General features: G+C 69.9%; 20 protein-coding genes and 1 tRNA gene. 13 read left to right on the top strand and 8 right to left on the bottom strand.

Features of this window, described 5'->3' with window-relative positions; genetic code table 11:
* Both KALB_RS00155 and KALB_RS00150 read right to left on the bottom strand, forming a co-directional pair.
* Positions 1-660 carry an NAD(P)H-binding protein gene (locus KALB_RS00155; RefSeq protein ID WP_025353698.1) on the bottom strand — a complete coding sequence of 220 codons (660 nt, stop codon included), beginning with the start codon at positions 658-660 and terminating at the stop codon, positions 1-3.
* Positions 661-675: 15 nt separating this feature from the next.
* Positions 676-1,311 carry a hypothetical protein gene (locus tag KALB_RS00150; protein ID WP_025353697.1) on the bottom strand — a complete coding sequence of 212 codons (636 nt, stop codon included), beginning with the start codon at positions 1,309-1,311 and terminating at the stop codon, positions 676-678.
* A 639-nt stretch (positions 1,312-1,950) separates the two neighbouring features.
* Between KALB_RS00150 and KALB_RS00145 the strand changes: the two genes are divergently transcribed.
* Positions 1,951-3,036 (top strand): hypothetical protein, encoded by a 1,086-nt coding sequence (locus KALB_RS00145; RefSeq protein WP_025353696.1) that lies wholly within the window; start codon positions 1,951-1,953, stop codon positions 3,034-3,036.
* A 159-nt stretch (positions 3,037-3,195) separates the two neighbouring features.
* Here KALB_RS00145 and KALB_RS00140 read toward each other — a convergent pair.
* Positions 3,196-3,278: transfer RNA gene (locus KALB_RS00140), tRNA-Leu, on the bottom strand.
* A gap of 115 nt (positions 3,279-3,393) precedes the next feature.
* Between KALB_RS00140 and KALB_RS00135 the strand changes: the two genes are divergently transcribed.
* The 7 genes from KALB_RS00135 (at position 3,394) to pknB (ending at position 13,011) form a co-directional block, all read left to right on the top strand.
* Positions 3,394-4,572 (top strand): FHA domain-containing protein, encoded by a 1,179-nt coding sequence (locus KALB_RS00135; protein WP_025353695.1) that lies wholly within the window; start codon positions 3,394-3,396, stop codon positions 4,570-4,572.
* A 44-nt stretch (positions 4,573-4,616) separates the two neighbouring features.
* Positions 4,617-5,078 (top strand): FHA domain-containing protein FhaB/FipA, encoded by a 462-nt coding sequence (locus KALB_RS00130; RefSeq protein ID WP_025353694.1) that lies wholly within the window; start codon positions 4,617-4,619, stop codon positions 5,076-5,078.
* A complete protein-coding gene (locus KALB_RS00125; protein ID WP_025353693.1) occupies positions 5,075-6,505 on the top strand; it encodes a PP2C family protein-serine/threonine phosphatase in 1,431 nt (476 codons plus the stop codon). Before KALB_RS00130 ends, KALB_RS00125 begins: the two co-directional genes overlap by 4 nt.
* Positions 6,505-7,956, top strand: a complete 1,452-nt coding sequence (locus tag KALB_RS00120; protein ID WP_025353692.1) for an FtsW/RodA/SpoVE family cell cycle protein — start codon at positions 6,505-6,507, stop codon at positions 7,954-7,956. The genes KALB_RS00125 and KALB_RS00120 overlap by 1 nt, the downstream gene beginning before the upstream one ends.
* Positions 7,953-9,440, top strand: coding sequence for a peptidoglycan D,D-transpeptidase FtsI family protein (locus KALB_RS00115; protein ID WP_025353691.1), 1,488 nt, complete (start codon positions 7,953-7,955; stop codon positions 9,438-9,440). The genes KALB_RS00120 and KALB_RS00115 overlap by 4 nt, the downstream gene beginning before the upstream one ends.
* Positions 9,441-9,442: 2 nt before the next feature.
* Positions 9,443-10,876 (top strand): serine/threonine-protein kinase, encoded by a 1,434-nt coding sequence (locus tag KALB_RS00110; protein ID WP_025353690.1) that lies wholly within the window; start codon positions 9,443-9,445, stop codon positions 10,874-10,876.
* A gap of 134 nt (positions 10,877-11,010) precedes the next feature.
* Positions 11,011-13,011 (top strand): Stk1 family PASTA domain-containing Ser/Thr kinase, encoded by a 2,001-nt coding sequence (gene pknB / locus KALB_RS00105; RefSeq protein WP_025353689.1) that lies wholly within the window; start codon positions 11,011-11,013, stop codon positions 13,009-13,011.
* 53 nt (positions 13,012-13,064) lie between these two features.
* On the opposite strand, the gene KALB_RS00100 is transcribed toward pknB, so the two are convergent.
* The 3 genes from KALB_RS00100 to KALB_RS00095 are packed head-to-tail and all read right to left on the bottom strand — an operon-like array spanning position 13,065 to position 14,916.
* A complete protein-coding gene (locus KALB_RS00100) occupies positions 13,065-13,709 on the bottom strand; it encodes an aminodeoxychorismate/anthranilate synthase component II (protein ID WP_025353688.1) in 645 nt (214 codons plus the stop codon).
* A gap of 18 nt (positions 13,710-13,727) precedes the next feature.
* Positions 13,728-13,883, bottom strand: coding sequence for a hypothetical protein (locus tag KALB_RS48150; protein WP_169743522.1), 156 nt, complete (start codon positions 13,881-13,883; stop codon positions 13,728-13,730).
* A gap of 1 nt (position 13,884) precedes the next feature.
* Positions 13,885-14,916 carry a class E sortase gene (locus KALB_RS00095; RefSeq protein ID WP_081789786.1) on the bottom strand — a complete coding sequence of 344 codons (1,032 nt, stop codon included), beginning with the start codon at positions 14,914-14,916 and terminating at the stop codon, positions 13,885-13,887.
* Positions 14,917-15,062: 146 nt separating this feature from the next.
* On the opposite strand from KALB_RS00095, the gene crgA reads away from it, so the two are divergent.
* Positions 15,063-15,329, top strand: coding sequence for a cell division protein CrgA (crgA, locus tag KALB_RS00090; RefSeq protein WP_025353686.1), 267 nt, complete (start codon positions 15,063-15,065; stop codon positions 15,327-15,329).
* A 247-nt stretch (positions 15,330-15,576) separates the two neighbouring features.
* Positions 15,577-15,984, top strand: coding sequence for a PH domain-containing protein (locus KALB_RS00085; protein ID WP_025353685.1), 408 nt, complete (start codon positions 15,577-15,579; stop codon positions 15,982-15,984).
* On the opposite strand, the gene KALB_RS00080 is transcribed toward KALB_RS00085, so the two are convergent.
* On the bottom strand, positions 15,973-16,842 hold the full coding sequence (locus KALB_RS00080; RefSeq protein WP_025353684.1) for a rhomboid family intramembrane serine protease: 870 nt from the start codon (positions 16,840-16,842) through the stop codon (positions 15,973-15,975). The genes KALB_RS00085 and KALB_RS00080 overlap by 12 nt on opposite strands.
* A 3-nt stretch (positions 16,843-16,845) precedes the next feature.
* Positions 16,846-17,391: a peptidylprolyl isomerase gene (locus tag KALB_RS00075; RefSeq protein WP_025353683.1), complete on the bottom strand. Its 546-nt coding sequence runs from the start codon at positions 17,389-17,391 to the stop codon at positions 16,846-16,848.
* 51 nt (positions 17,392-17,442) lie between these two features.
* Between KALB_RS00075 and KALB_RS00070 the strand changes: the two genes are divergently transcribed.
* From KALB_RS00070 to KALB_RS00060, 3 genes are all read left to right on the top strand, one after another.
* A complete protein-coding gene (locus KALB_RS00070; RefSeq protein WP_025353682.1) occupies positions 17,443-17,844 on the top strand; it encodes a hypothetical protein in 402 nt (133 codons plus the stop codon).
* Positions 17,845-17,984: 140 nt separating this feature from the next.
* Entirely contained in the window at positions 17,985-18,335 is a 351-nt protein-coding gene (locus KALB_RS00065) for a DUF485 domain-containing protein (RefSeq protein ID WP_025353681.1), read from the top strand.
* A complete protein-coding gene (locus KALB_RS00060; protein ID WP_025353680.1) occupies positions 18,332-19,951 on the top strand; it encodes a solute symporter family protein in 1,620 nt (539 codons plus the stop codon). Before KALB_RS00065 ends, KALB_RS00060 begins: the two co-directional genes overlap by 4 nt.
* The last annotated feature ends 3 nt before the right edge of the window (positions 19,952-19,954 follow it).

Raw genomic sequence — 19,954 nt, 5'->3', positions numbered from 1 at the left:
TCAGTTGAGCAGCGACCGGACCGCCGAGCTGATCGGCACCTCGCCGTTGACCAGTTCCAGCACCTGCCCCGCGGTGCGCGGCTCGTCCAGCAGCGCGGCCAGCACGGCGGCCACGTCGGCCCGGGTCACCGTGGCCCTGGGGACCGAGGGCGGCGCGAGGTGAACCTGTCCGGTCGGCGCGTCGTCGGTGAGCCCACCGGGACGCAGCACGGTCCAGTCCAGGTCCCTGGCGCTGACCTCCTGCTCGGCGGCGAGCTTGGCGCGCAGGTAGGCGGCCCAGATCTCGTCGGTGCCGGGGGCTGGGGCGCGGTCCACGCCCATCGAGCTGACCAGCAGGTAGCGGCGCACACCGGCAAGTTCGGCGGCCTCGGCCAGCAGCACGGCCGCGGCGCGGTCCACGGTGTCCTTGCGGTCGGCCCCACTACCGGGTCCGGCACCTGCGGCGAACACCACGGCGTCGGCGCCCTTGAGGTGCCCGGCGAGCTCATCGGCCCCGGCCCGCTCCAGGTCGCACACGACGGCCTCGGCGCCCGCGGCGTGCAGGTCCTCGGTGTGGTCGGGGTTGCGCACCAGCCCGACCGGCGCGTCCGCTCTCGCGGCGAGCAGCCGCTCCAGCTCCAGCGCGATCTTGCCGTGTCCGCCCGCGATCACCACTCGCATGTGCCCGACCCTAGTTCAGCTGGCGGTGGCCAGCACCTGCTCGTAAACGACCTCGTTCACCCACCGGGAGACGGCGGTCTGCTCGGCGGGCAGGTGCTCCTGCGGGCCGGCGAGGTCCATCGAGACCGAGCCGTCGGGGTCGGCGGTCACCACGGACACCCCGTAGCGGCGAGCCCTGGGCAGGCAGTTGGTCAGGTAGTCGTCGGTGAGCGCCACGGAGGAGGGCAGCACCACGGCGGCGTCCCCGTGCAGGGCGAAGGGCACGGCGGAGGCCAGCCCGGTGCGCCAGTGCTTGGCGACGGCGACCACGCCGACGATGCGGATGGCGGGCGGCGGCACGCGGCCTGCCAGCTCCGGCCACACCCAGGTGGCGACGGTGGTGCGGTCGACGACCGGGCCGCAGCCGAAGCACAGCCGCTCGGCGTGCGCGTCGGGCAGCAGTTCCGCGACCACGACGACCTTGCGGCCCAGCAGCGTCAGCTGCGGGAGCACGACGCCCTTCCAGCCGAGGCGCTCGACGGCCTGCGCCGCGAGCTGGTCGGCGGGTGCGGGGAGTTCGATCGCGGGAACGGCGCGGGTCGGCAGCGCGTTGGCGTTCTTGTGGACTGCTGCCGTGTTGCCTGCGGCGGTGTTGCCTGCTGGGCGGCTCACGAACTTCGCCTCCTCATCTCAGCCTCGACGACTGCGCCGTCGCGTTCGAATTTCTTGCATTACTGGAGTACCAGGTCTGACCGGCGCGGATTCACCTGAAGATGCCCTCCTGCGACTGGCGGCAACATGCGGTCGGTGACCGGTCGATGACGGGGCAACCGACTTCGGCCCGGCGATGCTGCCGTTCGTGTGAATGGCGGCGGTGGGCGGTCGTGCCTCGCTACTCAGACGATGACCTGGCCAATCCCGGCGCATAGCCGCAGGCAGGGGCGCCTGCGGGCGCTGTCGGTAGCGCTCACGGGCCGCAGCGCGGACAGCACGCCAGGCGTGCGCCCTCCCGTTGAGCGGATGGGCGCCGAGGCACCGGTGCCGACCACTGACCGTTCGTCGCGCCAGGACGACCGGACGCCCCGACCGGTCGTCGTCGGTGAGCGGTCGGCGTGCCGTTGCGCACCTGCGGTCACAAAACCGGTACAGTCCGTTCCCGGCACCCGTGCGGTGCCTGGCTGGTCCACCTCAGTCCCGGCGCCGGGTGGAAAAACCGCCGAAGGGTGCGCACTCCCCAAGAACCAGGTCCCTTTCAGTCCTGTCCCGCGTCGTTCTCCCATCGCCGAGCCGGGCGGCCAGATGAGAGGACACATGCCCAACCGCACGTCGTTGATCCGTCGTCTCGCCGAGCTGCGCTCCAGCTACACCGGGGAGACCGATTCCTCCGTGCTGCCCGCGATCAGCCAGGGCGGCCAGCTGCTGGACCCCGACGAGCGCGCCCAGCTGCTCTCGACGCTGGCCCACAACTGGGTCACCCGCGCACTCGGCGAGAACAGCCTGCCCCCGCTGCCCGCCCGCATCCGCCAAGCAGTCCTGCCCGACGCCACCACCCGGGACCAACGCGAACTCGAATCCGGCATCCTCGCCGCCGCCGGACGCGCCGTGAACTACCTCCACCTGCGACGCCCCGCCGACCTGCTGCGACCCGCCCGCGTGTTCCGCATGGTCCGCTCACTCCCAGGCGACCTCGTCCTGCACATCGAGCCACCCGCACTGGCACCACTCATGCTCGAACTGATGCCCCGCATCACCGCCGACGACGTCCTGGGCCTACCCGGCCTCCGCGCCCGCCTGCACCGACGCCACGTCGAGCTCTACCTCGTCGACACCGACCCACCCGCCACCGTCCTGATCTCCAACGTCTCCTACCGGCAATGGCTCGCCGCCATGGCCTTCGTGGAGTCGGCGGCACCGGTCAGCGGCGGGGTGCGCTGGCTCGGCAACGACGTGCAGCCGCTGACCCCGCAGGAGGCCGAGGTGCTCGCCAGCAGGCACCGCGCACCGGGGCCCGCCCACCTGACCAGTGCGCTGCTGCGCAGGGCGCTGGTCTTCGGGGACGCCCTGTGGTTCAGCTCATGGGCGAACGGCTGCGCCACGGCGAAGGTGGAGTGGCCACTGGGCCCGTCGCTGCCCCAGGTGGCCAGCAAGCTGATCCACCCCGTGTTCGGGCTGCCCGGTGACATCTTCCGCATTCATCACCCGAACGAGGACTACCTGGCCATCACCGACGAGGCCGGTCCGCGTTGTGCCGATCACCCGTTGTCCGGGGCCGCGTGCCTCGTGTTGCGCCCCACTCACGGACCTGACAGTGGATTCGCCGAACACGTGTTGACCACCGGTTGGCACGAGGCCGCCGCCCCCTGGGACGAATGGGCCGCCACCCTCACCCCCAAGTGATCGACATCACCCATTTCCCATGCCGCACAACCGATAGGGGGCGCGGGGGCAGCGCCCCCACATCGGGGGATCGGGGGTCTGGGGGTCGCCCCCCAGAACAAAAAAACGAAGCAGGGGCTTAGTCGCGCTTTTTGCGACTAAGCCCCTGCTTTCGCGGAGTGGGCGAGGGGGGAGTTGAACCCCCACGTCCTTTCGGACACACGGACCTGAACCGTGCGCGTCTGCCATTCCGCCACTCGCCCTCGGTGACAGGAAGAACCCTAGCACGGTCGTGGCACGGACTCCTAATTGGCCCGTGTCCCGCCTCGCGCACACGGATACGATCGGTGCCAGGGAGTCGTCACGTGGAGGAGTGAAGTGGGTCGTGTGCAGCGCTTCGAGCGCCGCCTTGAGGGCGTTGTCGGCAACGCCTTCGCGCGTGTGTTCGGGGGCAGCGTCGTCCCGCAGGAGGTGGCACAGGCGCTACAGCGCGAGGGCGAGCTCAACGTCCGCGAGCTGGCAGGTGGCCACCAACTCGCACCGAACCACTACCGGGTGCTGCTCGGACCTGCTGATCACGACCGCCTGGCGGGCGCGGAGCAGGACGAACAGCGAATCACCGAGTTGCTGGAGGACTGCGTCCGCGAGCACCTCGCAGAGCACGGATGGGACACCTATGGTGACGTCGTAGTCTCCCTGGAGCGCTCCGAGGCGCTGCACACGGGACAGTTCCGAACCAGCTCGTCCGTCGACCCGGATGTCCGACGGCCAGCACCACCTCGCACCGCAGGAGACCGATCCATGAGCCAGCCACCGGGCCAGTACCCACCGCAGGACCCGTACGGACAGCACCCGGGTCAGCAGGGGCAGGGCCAACAGCACGGTTACCCGCAGCAGCAGGGCGGCGGGTACGACCAGGGCTACCCCCAGCAGGGCGGGTACGACCAGTACGGGCAGCAGGGCGGCGGGTACCCCCAGCAGGGCGGTTATGACCAGGGTTACCCGCAGCAGCAGGGCGGCGGGTACGACCAGGGCTACCCCCAGCAAGGTGGGTACGACCAGGGCTACCCCCAACAGGGCGGCGGGTACCCGCAGCAGGGCGGCTACGACCAGGGCTACCCGCAGCAGGGCGGCGGCTACGACCAGTACGGCCAGCAGGGCGGCGGCTACCCCCAGCAGGGCGGGTACGACCAGTACGGGCAGCAGGGCGGTTACGGCCAGCCCGACCCGTACGGCGCTCCCGGCGGCGCACCCGGCGGCCCGCGCCAGATCACCGCGGTCCTGCAGTTGGACGACGGCTCGAACCGCACGTACAACCTGAAGCAGGGCGGCAACGTGGTGGGCCGCGGCCAGGACGCGGACTTCCGGCTGCCCGACACGGGGGTCTCCAGGAGGCACCTGGAGATCACCTGGGATGGTCAGAGTGCAATGCTCGCGGACCTCGGCTCCACGAACGGCAGCACGGTGAACGGCACTCCGGTGCAGACTTGGCAGCTCGCGGACGGCGACGTCGTCCGGGTCGGCCACTCTTCAATCGTGTTCCGCACGCAGGGCTGAGAGGTCGGCGGCGGGGCGGTAACGAGCGGGAGCGGTCACAACAGGTGCCAGAGCTGGTTTTGCAGCTGACCAGAGCAGGGTTTCTCGCCCTGCTCTGGTTGTTCGTGCTGGCCGCGTTGCGCGTGGTCCGCTCCGATCTCTACGCCGCATCCGGACTGAGAGCCGCGGTGCCCGGGGTCTTCCGCAAGGGGACGAAGCAGCCTGCCAAGGGGAAGACGGCACGGCAGCTCGTCGTCACGCAGGGAGCACTCGCGGGCACCCGCATCTCACTGGACGGCAGACCGATCCTCGTCGGCAGGGCCGATGACTCGACGCTGGTGCTGGACGACGACTTCGCCTCCACCCGGCACGCGAGGCTGTCCCTGCGGGGCAGCGACTGGTACGTGGAGGATCTCGGCTCCACGAACGGAACATATCTGGACCGGGCGAAGGTCACGGCACCCCTCCGGGTCCCGCTCGGTGCCCCGATCCGAATCGGCAAGACAGTGATCGAGCTGCGCACATGACCCTCGTCCTCCGCTACGCCGCCCGCAGTGACCGTGGCCTGGTTCGCTCCAACAACCAGGACTCGGTGTACGCGGGCCCGCGTCTCCTCGCGCTCGCCGACGGCATGGGCGGCCACGCCGCCGGTGAGGTGGCGAGCAAGGTGGTCGTCGCCGCCCTGGCCCCGCTGGACGACGACGAACCCGGCGACGACCTGCTCGACCAGCTCCGCGGCGCGGTGCTCGACGGCAACGGCGCCATCGCCGAGCTCGTCGCGCACGACCCGGACCTGGACGGGATGGGCACCACGCTGACCGCCGTGCTGTTCTCCGGCAACCGGCTCGGCCTGGTGCACGTTGGCGACTCGCGCGCCTACCTGCTGCGCAACGGCTCGTTCACGCAGATCACGCACGACGACACGTTCGTCCAGTCGCTGATCGACGAGGGGCGGATCACCGAGGAGGAGGCCAACGTGCACCCGCAGCGCTCGCTGCTGCTGCGCGCGTTGACCGGCCACGAGGTGGAGCCGAGCCTGGCGGTGCGCGAGGCGCGGGCCAACGACCGGTACCTGCTGTGCTCCGACGGCCTGTGCTCCTACGTCAGCCACGAGACGCTGACCGAGGCGATCAAGATCCCGGACCCGCAGGCCTGCGCGGACCGGATGATCGAGCTCGCGCTCAAGGCGGGTGGCCCCGACAACGTCACGGTGATCATCGCCGACGTGGTGGACGTGGACTTCGGCGACGACGCGCCGATCGTCGGCGGTGCCGCGGGCGACGGCAGCAGCGAGCAGCCGCCACCGGACTCCCCCGCCTCGCGGGCGGGGGCGATCACGGCGGCGCGCACCCCACCACCGCAGCCGCTCGCCGTGCAGCCACCGGAACCGGACCCCAAGGCGAGGACTCGCAAGCGGGTCCGGTTGGCCGTCTGGATCGTGGTCGTGCTCGCCGTGCTGGGCATCGGCGCCGCGGGCACCGCCTGGTGGGTGCTCAGCCAGTACTACGTGGGCGCGACCGAGGACAACAAGGTCGTGATCTTCCAGGGGGTGAAGGGCGGGCCGGTGCTCGGCGTCGCGCTGCACCGGGTCGCGGAGTCCTCCTGCCTGGATGCGGCGCAGCAGAACTGCCAGGCGCTGACCCTGGACGACCTGCAGGAGTCCGCCCGCGAGGACGTGCGCAAGGGCGTGATCGCGGACAAGCAGGGCCTGGAGGGCGCGCGGGACACCGTGAAGCGGCTGTGGCACAACGCGCTGCTCGCGCCCTGTTCCGCCACGCCCGTGCCCACCTCGGCCGGGCAGCCAACCTCCACGACCTCGGCGACGTCTACCACTGTGCCGCCCTCGTCGGCGACCGCGACCGGCGCCGCGGCGACGAGCACGCACGCCACGACGGAGTCCAGCGCACCCGGTGAGCCGCAGGTGCCGGGGCGCAACTGCAGGAAGGTCGGCTGATGTCCCTGCCGCCCGGCGTACTGGGCGCGGCGACGACACACATGAACGTGTCGGGCCAGCCGTCCGCTACGCCGACCCGACGAGGCACCGAGCTGGCCATGCTCGGTTTCGTCGCCGGGTTGGTGGCACTGGCGCTGGTGGTCATCTCGGAGAACCAGACCCAGTCGCTGAACCCGAACCTGTTGCTCTACGTGGGTGGGTACGCGGTGCTGTGCGCTGGGGCCCACTTCGCGGTGCGCAAGTTCGCCCCGTACGCGGATCCGCTGATCCTGCCGTGCGCGGCGCTGCTCAACGGGCTGAGCATCGCGATGCTGTACCGGCTGGACCCGGTGCTGGCGCTGCGCGCCTTCAACAACGGGGACTCCTACTCCAACGCGGCGCCCAAGCAGCTGATCTGGACCGCGGTGTCCCTCGTGGTGATGACCCTCACCCTGTGGCTGGTCAAGGACCACCGCACGCTGGCCCGCTACGGCTACACCTTCGGCCTGGCGGGACTGTTCCTGCTGGTGCTGCCCGGTGTGCTGCCGTGCAGCATCTCCTGCGCCGGTGGCGCCAAGCTGTGGATCATCCTCGGCCCGGTGTCCATCCAGCCCGGTGAGTTCGCCAAGGTCCTGATCATCGTGTTCGTGGCGGCCTTCCTGGTGTCCAAGCGGGACCTGTTCACCATCGCCGGGCGCAAGGTGCTCGGCCTGGAACTGCCCCGGCTGCGCGACACCGGCCCGCTGCTGATCGCCTGGGCGGTGGCGATCGTGGTGTTGATGATCGAGAAGGAGCTCGGCGCCTCGCTGATGTTCTTCGGCACGGTGCTGGTGATGGTCTACCTGGCCACCGAACGCTCCGCCTGGATCTGGATCGGCGTCGTGCTGTTCATCGGCGGGGCCACCGTGGCGTACAAGCTGTTCACGCACGTGCAGACCCGCGTCACCAACTGGGTGGACCCGTTCGCCGACGCGCAGAACGACGGCTTCCAGATGGTGCAGTCCCTGTTCAGCCTTGGCAGCGGCGGTGTGGCCGGTTCGGGCTGGGGCGCGGGCCACCCCGAGCTGGTGCCGGTGATCCAGAGCGACTTCATCGTGGCCGCGTTCGGCGAGGAGCTGGGCTTCATCGGCCTGGCCGCGATGCTGCTGGTCTACATGCTGCTGGCCATGCGCGGTCTGCGCAGCGGGCTGGCCGTGCGCGACACCTTCGGCAAGCTGCTCGCGGGCGGGTTGGCGTTCCTGTTGCTGTGGCAGGTCTTCGTGGTGGTCGGTGGCATCAGCAAGCTGATCCCGCAGACCGGTCTGACCGCGCCGTTCCTGTCCGCGGGCGGGTCCTCGCTGATCGCCAGCTACATCATGGTGGCGCTGCTGCTGCGCATCTCCGACGCCGCGCGCAGGCCGCAGGCCACCCGTCCCAAGCCGCAGGCACCGATCGCCGAGGCGAACACCGTCCTCGTGGAGCGCCCGTCGTGAACAAGCCGCTGCGCCGAGTGGGCCTCGCCATGATGGTGATGGTCCTGCTGCTGCTGGCGAACCTCACCTACGTGCAGGTGATCAAGGCCGACACCTACGCCTCGGACCCGTCCAACCGCCGCTCGCTGCTGGAGGAGTACAGCCGCCAGCGCGGGCAGATCGTCAGCTCGACCGGGACGATCCTGGCGAACTCGGTGGAGACCAAGGACTCCCAGCGCTTCCTGCGGCAGTACCCGAACGGGGCGATGTACGCGCCGATCACCGGCTACTACTCCTCGCTGTACGGGGCCTCGGGCATCGAGAGCGCCGAGGACGACGTGCTCAACGGGTCCTCGCCGAAGCTGTTCGTGCGCAGGCTGTCCGACCTGATCACCGGGCGGGACCCGCGCGGCGGCAACGTCAAGGTGACCATCGACCCGAAGGCGCAGGCCGCCGCGTACAACGCGATGACCGCCAAGGGCTACACCGGTTCCGTGGTGGCGATCAAGCCGAGCACCGGCGAGATCCTGGCCATGGTCAGCACGCCCTCCTACGACCCGAACCCGCTGTCCTCGCACTCGTCCACCGACCAGAGCAAGCTGATGGACCAGCTCAACAAGGACCAGAACCAGTCGGGCATGAACCGGGCCATCCGGGAGAAGCTGCCACCCGGCTCGACCTTCAAGCTGGTGGTGGGCGCGGCCGCGCTGAGCAACGGGACCGCCGACGCGACCACGCCGAGCCTGCCCGCCGACGCCTCGATCACCCTGCCGGGCACGAGCACGCCGCTGGCGAACTTCGCCAACCAGGCGTGCCCGGAGAGCAGCAACAACCAGGTGTCGATGACGGTCGCCATGAAGTACTCCTGCAACACGGCGTTCTCCACGCTGGCGGGCAAGGTCGGCAAGGACAACCTGATCGCGCAGGCGGCGAAGTTCGGCATCGGGCAGACCGACCTGAGCATCCCGCTGTCGGTGGTGCCCTCCACCGTGGGCAGCATCCCGGACCAGGCGGCGCTCTACCAGACCGGCATCGGCCAGCGGGACGTGGCGCTGACCCCGCTGCAGGACGCGGTGGTGGCGGCCACGATCGCCAACGGCGGGGTGCGCATGCAGCCCCAGCTGGTCAAGGACATCCTGGCCCCGGACATGTCCTCGATCTCCTCGTTCTCGCCGGAGGAGGCCCCCGGCGGTCCCGCGGTGAGCAAGGACGTGGCCAACCAGCTGCGCGACATGATGATCCAGTCCGAGCAGCACACCGGCGGCGAGGGCAAGGTCGCCGGCCGGGTGATCGCCTCCAAGACCGGTACCGCCGAGCACGGCACCACGCCGAAGCAGACCCCGCCGCACGCCTGGTACGTGGCCTTCACGCCCGCGGACAACCAGCAGATCGCGGTGTGTGTCGTGGTGGAGAACGGCGGGGACCGCGGCCTGGCGGCCACGGGTGGCTCGGTGGCGGCGGGCATCGGCAGGGCCACCATCAACGCCTACCTGTCGGGGGGCTGACCGTGCTCACCTCCGGGCAGCTGCTCGCCGACCGGTACCGGTTGGTGCGGCGCATCGCCGTGGGCGGCATGGGTGAGGTCTGGGAGGCGACCGACTCCCGGCTCGACCGCGCCGTGGCGATCAAGGTGCTCAAGCCGGAGCTGAGCGGGGACGCCGAGTTCCTGCACCGCTTCCGCACCGAGGCCCGGACCACCGCCTCGCTCAACCACCCCGGCATCGCCGCGGTGCACGACTACGGCGAGACGGCCTCGGTGCCCGACGGGCCGCAGGACACCGCTTACCTGGTGATGGAACTGGTGGAGGGCGACCCGCTCGCCGCGCTGATCGCCCGCAACGGCAGGCTGCGCGCGGACTGGACCCTGGACATCCTGCACCAGGCGGGCACCGCGCTGCAGGCCGCGCACGAACGCGGTTACGTGCACCGGGACGTCAAGCCGGGCAACATTCTCGTCACACCGAACGGCAAGGTGAAGATCACAGATTTCGGCATCGCCAAGGCGGCCGACGCGGCACCGGTGACGCGGTCCGGCATGGTGATGGGCACCGCGCACTACATCGCGCCGGAGCAGGCCGTCGGCCAGGAGGCCGAGCCCGCCAGCGACGTGTACTCGCTGGCCGTGGTCGGTTACGAGTGCCTGGTCGGGCACCGGCCGTTCCTGTCGGAGAACGCGGTGACCGTGGCGATGATGCACATCCGGGAGATCGCCCCGCCGCTGCCGCCCGACGTGCCGCCGGGCACCCGGGCGCTGATCGAGGCGACCCTGGTCAAGGACCCGCGCCAGCGCTACCGGGACGGCGGGGAGTTCGCCGCCGCGGTGGGCGCGGTGCGGGCCGGTCTGCCGCTGCCCACCCCGTCCGGGCTCGCCGTGGCCGCGCCGATGCACGTGCAGGGTCAGCCGGGTGGACCGCCCAGCTATCCGCAGTCCGCCACCCCGATGGGGTCCATTCCGGTGGTTCCGCAGCAGGGTCCCCCTGCGGGCGCTCCGATGAGTCCGGGCACCGGTACCTTCCTCCTGGGCCCGCCGCCGCAGAACCGCCCCAACCGGGTCGGCCTGTGGGTGCTGCTCGCCGTGCTGGTCGCCGTGCTCGTCGCGCTGCTGGCCGCCTGGGGTGTGCACGCCTGGCTGGGTTCACCCGGCGGCACGGCGCCCGGCTCCGGCAGCACGGGGCAGCACCCGACGGCCGGGGTGATGGGAAGTGATCGAGACGTGCCACAGGCGGTCACGGTGGACGAGGCGGCGTACCGGGGTACGACCGCCGCGGCAGCCGAGGAACGCCTGCGGCAGCAGGGTTTGTCGCCGGAGGTCCGCACGGCGACGGGCGGGCAGCCCACGGACCCGCAGCGGTGCTGGGTCAGCGGCGTGACACCGAACGGGCTGGTTGCGGCCCGGTCGACGGTGGCGGTGCTGTGCTCGGAACGGGGTCCTGGTGGTTGACGTGGAGTACGGGGGCATGATGAGAAAACCGCTGACGAGGAACGAGACGACGCACCGATGAGCGAGCTTGCGAGCGAGTCATTCAGCGCAGTGCCCGCGCGAAGCGCTGCACCGAGCTCCAGCGAGGTGCGGTGATGAGCACTCCGCGGCTGCTCTCCAACCGTTACGAATTGGGCGATACCCTCGGCTACGGCGGGATGTCGGAGGTCCACAAAGGACGCGACGTCCGGCTCGGCCGGGACGTCGCCGTCAAGGTGCTGCGCGCCGATCTCGCCAGGGACCCCCAGTTCCAGGAACGCTTCCGCCGTGAGGCGCAGAACGCCGCCGCGCTGAACCACCCCGCGATCGTCGCCGTCTACGACACCGGCGAGACCAGGACCGAGTACGGGCCGCTGCCGTACATCGTCATGGAGTACGTGGACGGCAGGACGCTGCGCGACATCGTCAAGACGCAGGGCCCGCTGTCGGGCAAGCGCGCCATGGAGGTCATGGCCGACGTCTGCGCGGCGCTGGACTTCAGCCACCGGCACGGCATCATCCACCGCGACGTGAAGCCGGCCAACGTGATGATCACCAAGACCGGCGCGGTCAAGGTGATGGACTTCGGCATCGCGCGTGCCGTGCACGACGGCCAGGCCGCGGTGACCCAGACCGCCGCGGTGATCGGCACCGCCCAGTACCTGTCCCCGGAGCAGGCGCGCGGTGAGGCGGTGGACGCGCGCAGCGACGTGTACGCGGCGGGCTGCGTGCTGTTCGAGCTGATGACCGGGCAGCCCCCGTTCACCGGGGACTCGCCGGTCGCGGTGGCCTACCAGCACGTGCGGGAGGAGCCGCCCGCCCCGTCCTCGGTGAACCCGCAGGTGACGCCCGCGCTGGACTCGATCGTGCTCAAGGCCATGGCCAAGGGCCCGGCGAACCGCTACCAGTCCGCCGCCGAGATGCGCGCCGACCTGGTGCGCGTGCTGTCCGGGCAGCGGCCGTCGGCGCCCGCGGTGATGACCGCCGAGGACCGCACCTCGATCATGGGCAATGGTTCGGCCCGCACCCAGGTCGTGGGCAGGCACCGCCCGGCCCCGGCCGAGGAGGAGTCCTCCTACGACCCGTACGACGCCGAGGCGGAGGAGGCCGAGGAGCGGCGCAGGCGGCGTAAGAAGGCGCTGACCATCGGTGGCGTCGTGGTGGCCTGCATCGCGGTGCTGGCGCTGGCGGCCTGGTTGACCACCCAGCTGCTCGGCGGCGGTGGCGGGTCGACTGCGAACTCGCTGCCGGACGTCACGAAGATGAAGCAGACCGTCGCCACCTCGACCCTGCACGACGCGGGCTGGACCAACGTCGTGTCCGAGACCGTGGCCTGCTCGACCCCCGTGAACGGCGGGCAGGCAGCCTGCGGCACCGACGACATCGGCAAGGTCATCAAGCAGGACCCGGCCGCCGGTTCCGCGACCGACAAGGGCGCGAAGATCACGCTGACCATCGGCGCGGCCCCGCAGGCCAAGCCGGTGCCCGACGTGTCCGGCAAGTCCCAGGCGGACGCCACGAAGATCCTCAACGAGGCCGGGTTCAACGTGAACCCGAACACCGGCACCGAGGCCACCGACAACCCCGCCCTGGTCGGCAACGTCAGCTCCACCAACCCGGCCGCGGGCACCAGCGCGACCCCCAGCACGCAGATCACCCTGTTGCTGGGCAAGGCGCCCGAGTCGCAGACCGTGCCCGACGTGCGCAACCAGACCTACGAGGCCGCCTCGGCGAACCTCACCCAGGCCGGGTTCAAGGTCAGCAAGCAGACGATCTCCAGCACCCAGCCCGCTGGCATCGTGGTGAAGCAGAACCCCGACGGCGGCAGCAAGCAGAAGCCGAACACCACGATCACCCTGTTCGTCTCGCAGGGCGACCAGTTCACGATGATCAACATCGCGGGCAAGACGAAGAGCGAGGCCCAGCAGGCCCTGCAGGCCCTCGGCTGGAAGGGCAACTTCAGCACCACCGAGGTCAACACCACCGACCCGACCCAGGTCGGCAAGATCTCCGACTTCGATCCCTCGGTGGGCAGCTCGGTCAGCCAGAACAGCTCGATCAACATCAGGGTCTACAAGTTCGGGCTGGGTACGACGACCTCGAGCTCGAACAACTAGTCCGGAACACACGAGAGGGGCGGCACCGATCCGGTGCCGCCCCTCTTCGCGTCTCAGCCCACCGAGGCCGCGGCGGCCAGTCGGCGCATGCCCTCCTCCAGCTCGGCCACCCGCTCCTCGGGCACCGGGTGGCCGCAGGTGGCCAGCCAGTTCGCCAGCATGCGGTGCCCGCCGTCGGTGAGCACCGACTCGGGGTGGAACTGCACGCCCTCGATCGGCAGCTCGCGGTGCCGCATGCCCATCACCACCCCGCTCTCCGTGCGGCCGGTGACCTCCAGCTCGGCGGGGATGGTCTCGGGCAGCACGGTCAGCGAGTGGTAGCGGGTGGCCACGAACGGGTTGGGCAGCCCGGCGAGCACGCCGGTGCCGGTGTGCCGGACGAGGCTGGTCTTGCCGTGCAGCAGCTCGGGGGCCCGGTCCACGGTCGCGCCGAACACCACGCCGATCGCCTGGTGGCCGAGGCACACGCCGAGCACCGGCACGCCCCGCTCGGCGCAGTGCCGGATCACCTCGGTGCTGGCGCCCGCGCGCTCGGGGGTGCTGGGCCCGGGGCTGATCAGCACGCCGTCCACCCCGTCGACCTCGGCCAGTTCGACCGCGTCGTTGCGGCGCACCACGCACTCGGCCCCCAGCTGGGCCAGGTACTGCACCAGGTTGTAGACGAAGCTGTCGTAGTTGTCGACCACCAGCACGCGCATGGTGCCCAGGCTACGTGGCTAGCCGGTGGTGACCTGGTTGAACGGCAGCTTCGGTTCGATCCACGGGAAGACCACCAGCATCAGCAGGGCCACGATGCCCGCGACCAGCAGCAGAGCCTCGACCACCTTGAGCGCGACGGGGCCGGGCAGGTGGCGCCAGATCCAGCCGTACACGTCAGTCCGTCTCCTTCAGCTCGGTCGGCGTGACGTCCGGGTGCGCCGGGTCCTTGTGGTAGGAGTTGGTCAGCACCGCGTGCAGGATCAGCCGGTGCGAGGCCGAGAACTTCGGCGTGCAGGTGGTCAGGGTCATCAGCTTGACGATCTTGTCCGCCTGGAGCTTGGCCTCGGGCTGGTGCGGGACCGGGGCGATCACGTCACCCTGCGAGGGCAGCACCGTCTCCTGGCCGACCACGCCGCTGTAGGCGCCGCCGATCTTGACGCCCTTGCAGCGCGGCTGCGTGCCCTTACCGGAGGTGTCCCAGCTCGCGCGCTCCTCGGCCTTGGGCATCATGCGGTACACGAACCAGTCGGTCTTGGTCTCCACCACGATGGCGTCGCAGGAGCTGACCAGGTCCAGGTCGTTGAACGGGGCGCCCTTGCCCACCCGGTGCCCGGCCACGGCGAAGTTGCCCGGCTCCCCCGGCAGCGCGGTGCCCTTGTAGTGGCCGGGGCCGATGTCCAGGTCGGCGTCGGTGGTGCCCTCCACCAGGGTGAAGTGGTAGTCCGGCCCGAGCGCCGGGATGTAGATCTTCGCGAAGCCCTGGCCCTCGGTCAGGTCGTAGTGGGTGCCGCGCTGGTTGCCCGGGTCGCCGACGGTGTCCTTCCACTGGGTGTCCAGCGAGGAGGTGGCCTGGTTCTGCTTGCCCGCGGAGATCAGGTCGGTCCAGTACACCTCGTAGACCACGAACAGCAGGATGACCATGCCAGCGGTGATGAACAGTTCGCCGATGGTGCGCACGACCTTGCGGCCGGTCTCCTTCGGCGGCGGCGGGGCCTCGTCCTCCTCGTCTTCCTCGTAGTACGGGATGTCGTCCACGAAGGCCGTGTCGTCCTCGGCGGCGGACCGGTGCGTGTACAGCTCACTGGTGGGCTGGTCAGCGCCGTTGTCGTGCTCGATGACGTCGATGCGTGGGATGAACTCGGTGGGCTGGTCAGGCCCCGGGCGCGGACGCCAGCCAGCCGGTCGCCCGCCCCGTGGCGGCGGCATGGTGTTCAAGGACGAACCTCCCGTGACTGCGCGCCCCAACTAGTGGTTCGCTGACCTCCTCGATTACGTTAACGTGTTGCACCTGGCAGTGGTTGCTCCTCGGCGACCACGCATGTTGCTCGGCACGCGAGGTCAGGCGAGGAAAGATGCCCAAGTCGAAGGTCCGCAAGAAGACGGTCTACACGCCACCGACGGACCGGCGTACGCCGGTGAAGGCCAAGCTCGCTGGGCCGTCACACCCGTTGTACGTGGCGGCGATGCTGGGCATCATGCTGCTCGGTCTCGCCTGGTTGGTGGTGTACTACCTGGTCCCGACCGGCATCCCGTTCATGGAGCCGCTGGCCGCGTGGAACTTCGCGATCGGCTTCGCTCTCATGATCATCGGGCTGCTGATGACCATGAAGTGGCGCTGAGACGGCGCTCACACCCAGCGTTGCGAGGACCCGGACGGCTCACACGTCCGGGTCCTCTCTTGTTCGCCCGGAGTTCAGAAAGTTCACCCGGGCGTCACCGAACCACATCGATGTAAGTCATCCCCACTGGGGACAACTCCTGTGGACAACCTTGCGCAAAAAGGCACAAGCGCCGGTAGTCGGCCTCAGTTGTCCACACCCCCGAGCAAGCTTGATCACTGGACCTGGTGAGAGAAGGCTGGTCGACGTGACGCAACGCAGCTGGTCACCGCAGGTCTCGCTGGTGGCTCTGGGCTGGGCTCTGACCGCGGCAGCGGTGCTCTGGGTGGTGCTGTCCGCCCAGGACCCGCCCGGCAGGCTGCTGCTCGGCGTGGTCGCACTACTGCTGGCACTGCTCTCGCTGCACGGCACGGTGGCCAGGCCCCGGCTGAGCGCGGACGAGCACGGGCTGACCGTGCGCGGGCTGTTCGGCAGGCGCAGCTGGCCCTGGCCGCAGGTGCGGGTCCGCGTGGACCACCTGCGCAGGCTCGGCCGCACCGTCAGCTCGCTGGAGCTCACGGTGCTGCCGGACGAGGAGCTGGTCATCCTGGGCAGGCTCGACCTGGGTGCCGACCCGGTGGACGTGGTCGAACAGTTGCGGGCGCTACGCCCCTGACTGGATCAGGCTGACCAACTGCTGGTCCCTGGTCACGAACAGGGCGATGAGCAGCACGGTCAGTGCGAGCAGCGTGCCGGTCTGCCACTGGTTCCGGTTGCGCGCGGGCGCGTAGAAGATGGCCGCCGAGGCGAGCACGCCGGCCACCAGCCCGCCGAAGTGGCCCAGGATCGAGATGTTCGTAACCGTGAAGGTGATGAACACGTTGATGCCGAGCGTGATCAGGATCGGCCTCGGGTCCAGCTTGAGCCGCACGATGGCGACCAGGTAGCAGCCCATCAGCCCGTACAGCGCGGTGGACGCACCGGCCACCGGCTGGCCGAGCTCGCCGAACAGGAACACCGCGAGGTTGCCGCCCACCATGGACAGGAAGTACAGGGCGAAGAACCGGACCGGGCCGAGCAGCCGCTCCAGGTCCCGGCCGATCAGCCACAGCGACACCATGTTGACCGCCAGGTGCAGCGGCCCAATGTGCATGAAGCCCGCGGTGAGCAGCCGCCACCACTCGCCGGTGAAGGCCACCAGGCCCGGGGCCATCGCCCAGTCCTGGAACAGGTCCGAGCGGGCGTTGTTGGCGATGCTCTGCGCCTGGTAGGCGGTGACCGCGAACAGCGCGAGGTTGACCACGATCAGCGCAGGCACCAGCACGGCCTGGCCGCGCAGCCGGGCACCGGCCACGGTGGTCGGCTGGCGCACGGCGGTGCGGCCCTCGTTCACGCAGTCCACGCACTGCTGGCCGACGGCCGCGTCGCGCAGGCAGGCCGGGCAGGCGGGCCGCTCGCAGCGCGTGCAGCGCAGCGCGGTCGGGCGGTCCGGGTGCCGGACGCAGCCGGGCAGGCCGGTGCTGGGGTCAGTCACGAGTCACTCGTGGTCGATCGTGATCTTCTCGATGACCACCTCGGTCAGCGGCCGGTCGTCCCCGTCGGTTGGCGCGCTCGCGATCGCGTCGACCACGGCGCGGGACTCCTCGTCGCGCACCTCGCCGAAGATCGTGTGCTTCATGTTCAGGTGCGGGGTGCGCCCCACGGTGATGAAGAACTGCGAGCCGTTGGTGTTGCGCCCCGCGTTGGCCATCGCCAGCCGGTACGGCTTGTCGAACAGCAGTTCGGAGTGGAACTCGTCGGCGAACTCGTAGCCGGGCCCACCGCGCCCGGTGCCGGTCGGGTCGCCGCCCTGCACCATGAAGCCCTGGATCACCCGGTGGAAGATCGACCCGTCGTAGAACGGGCCGCTGAGCTCCCCCTTGGCGTTGGGGTCCGAGTAGGACTTCGTGCCCTCGGCCAGCCCGACGAAGTTGCGCACCGTCTTGGGCGTGTGGTTCACGAACAGGTACAGGCGGATGTCACCCTGCGTGGTGTGCAGGGTCGCCCCGACGACGGTATCCAAGCTGTCTGCCACGTCATCCATCGTGCCATCCACGGCGGGATCCCGGCCGCAGGGGCACTATGGGTGGGTCCGATGCACATCGAGACGAGTCTGGTGGAGTTGGCGATGAAGCAGGTCGAGGCCGTGTCCAAGGTCGGCGAGGCCATCCGGGAGGCTGCCGAGGAGGTCGTCGGCGAGGCCAAGCAGGAGCTCACCAGGGCGACCCGGCGCACGCGCAAGCACCTGGCCGCGCAGACGAGGCAGGCAGCCGAGGCGCTGGCCAGCAACCTCGAACCGGCGACGCGGCGGCAGGCACGCCGGTGGCCGTGGATCGTGGGGCTGCTCGTGGCCGCCGCGGGCGCCGCCGCGCTGGTGGTGCTCTCGCGCAGGCCGAAGGAGGTCCGGCTGGAGGACGTCCGCGAGGACGAGGCCGTGACGATCCCCGAGCCGTCCAGGGGCGAGAGGCAGACCGAGAACGGGCGAGTCAGCCGCTGACACCGGCCCGCCCCAAGTTTTACAACGCCGTTATGGCGATCTTTGCCCTCGGTTGCGGGACTGTGCCCAAATGGGGGTTTGCGATGTGACCTCGGCCACCCTAGGTTCGCGCGCGTAAACGAACCCGTTTGGGAGGATCCGTGGGCACCACACAAGACACTCCGGTCGACCCCGTCGAGGGGGACACCGACTGGAGCGCGGTCCAGTCCAGCCAGGAGTTCGTCCAGCTCCGCCGTCGGCTGCGCGGCTTCGTGTTCCCGATGGCGGGGCTGTTCCTCGCCTGGTACCTGCTCTACGTACTACTCGCGGACTATGCCCACGGGTTCATGTCCACCAAGCTCTTCGGCAACATCACGGTGGGCCTGGTCTTCGGACTGCTCCAGTTCGTGTCCACCTTCGTGATCACCTGGCTCTACGTCCGGTACGCCAACCGGAACCTCGATCCCGCGGCAGAGCGGATCCGCGACCAGATCGAGGGGGACCGGGCATGAGGACGACCACTCTCGCCGAGGGCGTCGAGGGCAGCAACTCGCTGCTGAACATCAGCATCTTCGGCGCGTTCGTGCTGATCACGCTGGTGATCGTGTTCCGGGCCAGCCGCAACACCAAGACCGCCACCGACTACTACGCGGCGGGCCGCGCGTTCACCGGACCGCAGAACGGCATCGCCATCTCCGGCGACTACCTGTCGGCCGCGTCCTTCCTCGGCATCGCGGGCGCCATCGCCATCAACGGCTACGACGGCTTCCTGTACTCCATCGGCTTCCTGGTGGCCTGGCTGGTCGCCCTGTTGCTGGTCGCCGAGCTGCTGCGCAACACCGGCAAGTTCACCATGGCCGACGTGCTCAGCTTCCGGATGAAGCAGGGCCCGGTGCGCACCGCAGCGGCGATCTCCACCCTGGCGGTCACCTTCTTCTACCTGCTAGCCCAGATGAACGGCGCGGGCGGGCTGGTCGCCCTGCTGCTGGGCGTCACCAGCGGGGTCGGCCAGGCCGTGGTGATCACCGTGGTCGGCGTGATCATGATCGTGTACGTGCTGATCGGCGGCATGCGCGGCACCACCTGGGTGCAGATCATCAAGGCGGTACTGCTGATCGTCGGCGCCGCCGCGATGACGGTCTGGGTGCTGGGCCACTACGGCTTCAACCTGTCCTCGCTGCTCGGCGACGCGGTCGCCCACGGGGGCAAGTCCGGTGAGGCGCTGCTCGGCCCCGGCAAGCAGTACGGGGCGACCGGCGTCTCGCGGCTGGACTTCCTGTCCCTGGGCATCGCGCTGGTGCTGGGCACCGCGGGCCTGCCGCACGTGCTGATGCGCTTCTACACCGTGCCGACCGCCAAGGAGGCGCGTCGTTCCGTGGTGTGGGCGATCGGCCTCATCGGCGTGTTCTACCTGTTCACCCTGGTGCTGGGCTACGGAGCGGGTGCGCTGGTCGGCCCCGACAAGATCAACGCCGCCCCCGGCAAGGTCAACTCGGCGGCCCCGCTGCTGGCGCAGGCCCTGGGCGGGCCCGTGCTGCTCGGCTTCATCGCCGCGGTGGCCTTCGCGACGATCCTGGCCGTGGTGGCCGGGCTGACCATCACCGCATCGGCCTCGTTCGCGCACGACGTGTACGTGAACGTGATCAAGAAGGGTTCGCGGGACGCCGCGAAGTCCGAGGTGAAGGTGGCCCGCTGGTCCGCGGTGGTGATCGGCATCGTGTCGATCATCGGCGGCATCGTCACCAACGGCCAGAACGTGGCCTTCCTGGTGGCGCTGGCCTTCGCCGTCGCGGCCTCGGCGAATCTGCCGACGATCCTGTACTCGCTGTTCTGGAAGCGGTTCAACACCTCGGGCGCGGTGTGGAGCATCTACGGCGGCCTGATCGTCACCGTGGTGCTGATCGTGTTCTCGCCGGTGGTCTCCGGCACCAAGACCTCGATCTGGCCGGACGCGCACTTCGACTGGTTCCCGCTGTCCAACCCGGGCATCGTGTCGATCCCGGTGTCCTTCCTGCTCGGCTACCTGGGCACGGTGCTGTCCAAGGACAAGGCCGACGCGGCCAAGTACGCCGAGATGGAGGTCCGCGCGCTGACCGGCGCCGGTGCCGAGAAGGCCATCGAGCACTGAGTG

The sequence above is a fragment of the Kutzneria viridogrisea DSM 43870 genome, from assembly GCF_000525635.1.
Taxonomy (GTDB): Bacteria; Actinomycetota; Actinomycetes; order Mycobacteriales; family Pseudonocardiaceae; genus Kutzneria; species Kutzneria viridogrisea.
This window is presented reverse-complemented; position numbering and strand designations above follow the sequence as displayed.

Coding starts and splice junctions, on each gene's coding strand:
- KALB_RS00155 (WP_025353698.1), bottom strand. CDS start 660: ATGCGAGTGGTGATCGCGGGCGGACACGGCAAGATCGCGCTGGAGCTG.
- KALB_RS00145 (WP_025353696.1), top strand. CDS start 1,951: ATGCCCAACCGCACGTCGTTGATCCGTCGTCTCGCCGAGCTGCGCTCC.
- KALB_RS00125 (WP_025353693.1), top strand. CDS start 5,075: ATGACCCTCGTCCTCCGCTACGCCGCCCGCAGTGACCGTGGCCTGGTT.
- KALB_RS00120 (WP_025353692.1), top strand. CDS start 6,505: ATGTCCCTGCCGCCCGGCGTACTGGGCGCGGCGACGACACACATGAAC.
- pknB (WP_025353689.1), top strand. CDS start 11,011: ATGAGCACTCCGCGGCTGCTCTCCAACCGTTACGAATTGGGCGATACC.
- KALB_RS00100 (WP_025353688.1), bottom strand. CDS start 13,709: ATGCGCGTGCTGGTGGTCGACAACTACGACAGCTTCGTCTACAACCTG.
- KALB_RS00095 (WP_081789786.1), bottom strand. CDS start 14,916: ATGCCGCCGCCACGGGGCGGGCGACCGGCTGGCTGGCGTCCGCGCCCG.
- crgA (WP_025353686.1), top strand. CDS start 15,063: ATGCCCAAGTCGAAGGTCCGCAAGAAGACGGTCTACACGCCACCGACG.
- KALB_RS00075 (WP_025353683.1), bottom strand. CDS start 17,391: ATGGATGACGTGGCAGACAGCTTGGATACCGTCGTCGGGGCGACCCTG.
- KALB_RS00070 (WP_025353682.1), top strand. CDS start 17,443: ATGCACATCGAGACGAGTCTGGTGGAGTTGGCGATGAAGCAGGTCGAG.
- KALB_RS00060 (WP_025353680.1), top strand. CDS start 18,332: ATGAGGACGACCACTCTCGCCGAGGGCGTCGAGGGCAGCAACTCGCTG.